This is a genomic window from Microbacterium testaceum, from assembly GCF_001476285.1.
GTDB lineage: Bacteria > Actinomycetota > Actinomycetes > Actinomycetales > Microbacteriaceae > Microbacterium > Microbacterium testaceum_B.
The window spans coordinates 1-5,047 of record NZ_LDRU01000073.1 but is presented as its reverse complement, the minus strand read 5'-3'; the positions used below and the strand labels follow the sequence as shown (position 1 = coordinate 5,047).

Below are 5,047 nucleotides of genomic sequence, written 5' to 3'. Positions count from 1 at the left end.
CTCCAGGGCCGCCGCGAGCTCACGGCCGAGGACCTCGAGCTTCTCGCGCGCCGGCGGGACGAGCACCGGGGGGACCAGGGCGACGTTCACGATGATGCCGACCAGCGCGCCGATCAGCGTCTCGAGCACGCGGTCGAGGGCGTAGTTGGGCGTCGCCGTCCCCAGGGCCAGGACGAGGATGGCGCTGATCGCGACCTGATTGGTCGCCCCGGGCGACATGCGCAGCGCCCAGGCGATCACCAGCGCCACGCCGGCCGAGAGGAGGATCACCCAGGTCGGGCTGCCGAGCGCGATGCCGAGGAGCGAGGCGATCACCACGCCGACGACGACGCCGACACTGCGTTCGACGGCACGGGTGAGCGACTGATTGATGCTCGGCTGCACCACGAGGAGGGCGGCGATCGCGGCGAAGATCGGCGGGGGCCCCTGCACCAGCCATCCCGCGACGAGCCACGCGGCGACGGTGGCGATCGCGGATTTAGCCACCTGGAGGAACGGCACCCGGCGTTTCGTCCGGAACGACAGGCTCTCGCGCATGAGTCGGGAGGGGATCGAGAGCACGGTCACTCCGGTCGGGCCACGATGGCCGGGGCGTTTTCGGCGACCCACCCCATGAGGGGAAGGACGTATGTCATGAGGTCGCGGCCGCGGTCGGTCAGTCCGTACTCCACCCGCGGCGGAACCTCGGGGTAGGCCGTGCGCACCACCAGCCCGTCCGCCTCGAGCGTCTTCAGCGTGCTCGCGAGCATCTTCTCGCTGATCCCCGAGACGTTCCGGCGCAGCACGCCCCACCGCTGCGTCCCGTCCGACAGGGCCATGAGCACGAGGATGCCCCATTTGCCCATGACGTGGTCGAGGACGACGCGCGTCGGGCAGCCGTCGGAGAAGACTTCCGGGTGTTCTGCGCGGATATCCGCAAGACTGACGCTCATGTGAGTACCTAACCAGAAAGTGGGTACCGACATTCCGGAATGTGCGGGGTGAGAGTGCGTTGTGGTCGACGTACCGACCGAAAGGACACTCCCATGACCCTCCTCGTCACCGCAGCCTCCGGCCACCTCGGCCGCCTCGTCGTCGACGCTCTGCTCGAGCGCGGCGTCGCGGCATCCGACATCGTCGCCGGTGTCCGCACCCCCGCCAAGGCGAGCGATCTCGCCGAGCGCGGCATCCGCGTCGTCGAGTTCGACTACGCGCGCCCCGAGACCCTCGCCCCGGCCTTCGACGGCGTGGACCGCGTCCTCCTGATCTCGGGCACCGACGCCGACCGCGTCGCGGGTCACGGCAACGTCGTGGAGGCTGCGCGCGCCGCGGGCGTCGAGCGCCTCGTCTACACGAGCTCGCCGCGCAACGATGTCGTCGACTACGCGCTCGGCGCCGACCACAAGGCCACCGAGGCGCTCATCACCGCTTCGGGGCTGGATGCCACGATCCTGCGGAACAACTGGTACACCGAGAACTACCTCGACACCGTGGCTCGCGCCGCCGAGACCGGCGAGATCGTCGCGGCGGTCGGCGATGCCCGTGTGGCCAGCGCGAGCCGTCGCGACTACGCCGAGGCTGCCGCGATCGCTCTGACCGGCGACGAGCTGCGCGGGCAGACCCTCGAGCTGTCGGGCGACGTCGCCTGGAACTACGACGAGCTCGCAGAGGCGGCGTCGGAGGTCGTGGGTCGTCCCGTGACCTACACGGCGGTGACCGTCGAGCAGCTCACCGCGGGCCTCGAAGCGGCGGGACTGGATGCCGGAACGGCGGCGTTCGTCGCGGGTATGGATCTCGCCATCGCGCGTGGCGCCCTCGAGCAGGCCGACGGGACCCTGTCGCGCGTCATCGGTCGCCCGACCACGCCGCTCGTCGACGGCCTTCGCGCGGGCCTCGCCGCGCGCTGACCGAACCGCGTGGGGTGCCGTGATCATCGGCACCTCACGCCGGATCGGCGGAATGGATCCGTGCGGTCAGGTGGCGCTGCCGCATCGCGAGGAACAGCGGGAACGTGAAGGCGAACGCCGTGAGGCCGGAGAGCACGACGTAGATCCACGCGAATCGCATCCCGATGCGGCGCGCCTCGACGATGATGAAGACGCTCCCGGCCACCGCCACGACGAGCAGATCGACCGTGATCGACGACACCGCGGGCCCGCTCGAAACGAGGTCGCCGAGGAAGTCCCTCATCTGCACGATCGCGAGGGCGTTGAAGGTCCACGTGCCCGCGAGGCCCGCGAGGGCCAGGACGAGGAACAGCACAGCGGTCGGAGTCCAGTGACGTCGAAGCTCGCTCATGGCCCCGATCCTGCCGCAGAGCCGATGTCGGCGGTGGGGGCTAGCGTCGAGGGATGGATGCCGCACGGGCCGAGCGGATGCTCGATGAACGGCGGCGCGAGGTCGACCACCGGCTCTCGCGCTTGCGCGAAGACGAGGCGAGCCTTCGACACGACCGAGCGGATGCCACGGCCGACGACGAGCACGACCCCGAGGGTTCGACGCTGTCGGGCGAGTGGGCGCAGGTCGACGCTCTGCGCCGGGGCGCCGAGGCGGAGCGGCTCGAGATCGACGCGGCTCGGGAGCGCGTGGCATCCGGGACCTTCGGACTGTGCGAGGTCTGTGGTCAGCCGATAGCCGACGCGCGGTTGGAAGCGCGGCCGTTCGCCCGGCGATGCATCGCGTGCGCGACGTGACGCGCGCGGGCGGAACGTAGGCTGGAGGGATGGAACCGGTCCTCATCGCGCTGCTGTTCGCCAACGCCGTGTTCAACGTCGTCGTGTGGCCGCGGTTCTACCTGCGGGTCGCGAAGGACCCGCGCGCGAAGAACGCCGCGGGCAAGGCGACGCCGTTCCTGATCGTGCACACCGTGCTGATCGGCCTGGCGCTGGTGTTGGCCCTGGCGTCGCTGATCGCGGCGATCGCCGCGCTCGTCTCCTGACGCTTCGGTAGAATGGGTGTGCGGGTTCGCCCGCCGCACGCAGTGCACCTACCTACCGGCTCGGCAAGGCGGCACGTTCCTTCGCCCCCCGGAGACCGCTCTATGACTCTGCCCGCCACCACCCACCGGTCGCTGATCCACCATACGGGCCTGTCTTACTTCCCCGTGGCGTTCGTGGCCCGTCTTCCCTTCGCGATGATGACGGTGGGCGTCCTGGCGCTCGTCGTCGCGGTCCGCGGGTCGGTGGCGCTTGGTGGGCTCACGTCCGCCGCCGTCGGGCTCGGTGTCGTCGTCGCGGGACCCGTCCTGGGCGATCTCGCCGACCGTTTCGGGCAGCGGCGCGTGCTGGTGCCGGTGGGCCTGGCCAACGGCATCCTGCTCTCGCTCTTCCCGCTGGTGGTCGCCGCCTCGGACTCGGACGCGCTGCTTCTGGCGTCGGCCGCGGCGATCGGGCTCACCGGTCCGCAGACCGCGGCGATGTCGCGCAGTCGCGTCATGGCGCTCATCGGCGAGCGCGTCGATCCGACGCGGCGCGAGCGCACGTTCTCACGCGCGATGGCGTACGAATCGGCCGCGGACGAGACGGCGTTCGTCATCGGCCCCTTCGTGGTGGGGCTGCTGGCCGCACTGATCGCGGCGTGGGCGCCGATCGCAGGCGCGGCGGTGCTGAGCTTCGTCTTCGTCACGGCGTTCGCCCTGCACCCGACCGGCCGCGCGGTGCCCGAGCGGTCCGAGCGCGCGGCGATGGCACCGGCGCGAGAGCTCCTGCATCCGCGGCTCCTCGTGCTGGTGGCCTCGGTGTTCGGCGTGGGCTTGTTCTTCGGCTCGACGCTCACCTCACTCACGGCGTTCATGGAAGCCCAGGGGGCGCCGGAGGCCGGCGCCCTGCTGTACGGCGTGATGGGCGTCGGGTCGGCGGTGCTCGCCCTCGCCGTCGCGGTGCTTCCCGCGCGCTTCTCGCTGCGCTGGCGTCTCGTCGCCTTCGCGAGCATCCTCACCGCCTCGGCGGGCGCGTACACCGTCGGCGGCTCCGTGCCCACCGTCACCCTCGTGCTGTGCCTCATGGGGATCGGTGTCGGTCCCTCGCTCGTCACGCTCTTCAGCCTCGCCGGGCACCGCGCCCCGCGCGGACGTACGGCCTCGACGATGACCGTCCTCGCCTCGGCGCTGACGCTCGCACAGGCACTCTCGTCGGCGGTGACCGGTGCGGTCGCCGAGCAGGTCTCGGTGGAGACGGCGATGCTCTTCCCGGCGGTGGCCGCCCTCCTGGTGCTGGCGATGGCCTGGGTGAACGCCTCGCGCAGCTCGCGGTGGGACCGGCCGTCGCTCTGACCCTCACGCCGGCAGCGGGTAGCGCCGCCGGAGCAGGAGCCGCTGTCCGAGCGTCCACACCGTCGTCACGGTGAGATACAGCGCCGCCGCCAGGGGGACGAACAGCGCCACGACCGCGGTGGTGAACTGCAACACCCCGACCATCCCGGTCATCCATGCCGGACCGGACGGATCGGTCGCCGGGCGCAGGAGCCGTCGGGTGAGTTCGGCGACGCCGGCGATCACGACGACGATGCCGGCGAACACGGCCAGGGTCATGGCATCCATCGTTCCCGAGGTCAAGGCGCCGATGAGGCTGCGCCCCAGCGGGACCCCGAGCAGGTCGTGGGTGAGGAGCGTGTTGGCGTGCCCGCCCACCGTGGGGTGGAGGAACACCGCGTAGAGGATCCCGACGATCGGCGCCTGCGCGAGCAGCGGGAGGCAGCCGGCGGCGGGGGAGGTGTTCTCGTCGCGATACAGCTGCATCGTCTCGCGTTGGAGGCGTTCGGGGTTCTTGCGCCACCGCTCCTGCAGCACGCGCAGACGGGGCGCCAGACGGGCGCGCGTCTGCTCGGCGCGGGCCTGTGAGATCCCCACCGGGATGAGGATGAGTCGCACGACGAGGGTGACGGCCACCACGGCGAGAGCGGCGGCGAGACCCCCGGCCAGGGGCGTGAGAGCGTCGGTGAGGGCGAGCAGGCCCTGGGTGGTGAGATCGAGGAGAAGGGCGAGTGGGGGCAGAGCAAAGAGGTCCATGAGGGTTCCGTTCGTGGCGGCGATCGAGGGATCGGTGATCGAGGGATCGGTGATCGAGGGATC

General features: G+C 71.1%; 8 protein-coding genes. 4 read left to right on the top strand and 4 right to left on the bottom strand.

The genetic code is table 11. The features are described 5' to 3' along the window. Together NS283_RS12690 and NS283_RS12685 are read right to left on the bottom strand one after the other, a co-directional pair. A partial coding sequence (locus NS283_RS12690; protein ID WP_193752679.1) for an FUSC family protein occupies positions 1–561 on the bottom strand: 561 nt, incomplete at its 3' end. 2 nt (positions 562–563) lie between these two features. After that, complete coding sequence (locus NS283_RS12685) at positions 564–932, bottom strand: winged helix-turn-helix transcriptional regulator (RefSeq protein WP_058597231.1); 369 nt, start codon at positions 930–932, stop codon at positions 564–566. A gap of 93 nt (positions 933–1,025) precedes the next feature. Between NS283_RS12685 and NS283_RS12680 the strand changes: the two genes are divergently transcribed. After that, positions 1,026–1,886: an SDR family oxidoreductase gene (locus NS283_RS12680; protein ID WP_058597230.1), complete on the top strand. Its 861-nt coding sequence runs from the start codon at positions 1,026–1,028 to the stop codon at positions 1,884–1,886. 34 nt (positions 1,887–1,920) lie between these two features. On the opposite strand, the gene NS283_RS12675 is transcribed toward NS283_RS12680, so the two are convergent. Then, positions 1,921–2,277: a DUF2834 domain-containing protein gene (locus NS283_RS12675; RefSeq protein ID WP_058597229.1), complete on the bottom strand. Its 357-nt coding sequence runs from the start codon at positions 2,275–2,277 to the stop codon at positions 1,921–1,923. 53 nt (positions 2,278–2,330) lie between these two features. Between NS283_RS12675 and NS283_RS12670 the strand changes: the two genes are divergently transcribed. The 3 genes from NS283_RS12670 (at position 2,331) to NS283_RS12660 (ending at position 4,249) form a co-directional block, all read left to right on the top strand. Then, on the top strand, positions 2,331–2,672 hold the full coding sequence (locus tag NS283_RS12670; protein ID WP_058597228.1) for a TraR/DksA family transcriptional regulator: 342 nt from the start codon (positions 2,331–2,333) through the stop codon (positions 2,670–2,672). Positions 2,673–2,701: 29 nt separating this feature from the next. Continuing rightward, positions 2,702–2,917, top strand: a complete 216-nt coding sequence (locus NS283_RS12665) for an SCO4848 family membrane protein (RefSeq protein WP_058597227.1) — start codon at positions 2,702–2,704, stop codon at positions 2,915–2,917. 102 nt (positions 2,918–3,019) lie between these two features. Continuing rightward, positions 3,020–4,249 carry an MFS transporter gene (locus NS283_RS12660; RefSeq protein WP_058597226.1) on the top strand — a complete coding sequence of 410 codons (1,230 nt, stop codon included), beginning with the start codon at positions 3,020–3,022 and terminating at the stop codon, positions 4,247–4,249. Between the two features lie 3 nt (positions 4,250–4,252). On the opposite strand, the gene NS283_RS12655 is transcribed toward NS283_RS12660, so the two are convergent. Continuing rightward, positions 4,253–4,984 (bottom strand): YidC/Oxa1 family membrane protein insertase, encoded by a 732-nt coding sequence (locus NS283_RS12655; protein ID WP_058597232.1) that lies wholly within the window; start codon positions 4,982–4,984, stop codon positions 4,253–4,255. Positions 4,985–5,047: the final 63 nt, after the last annotated feature.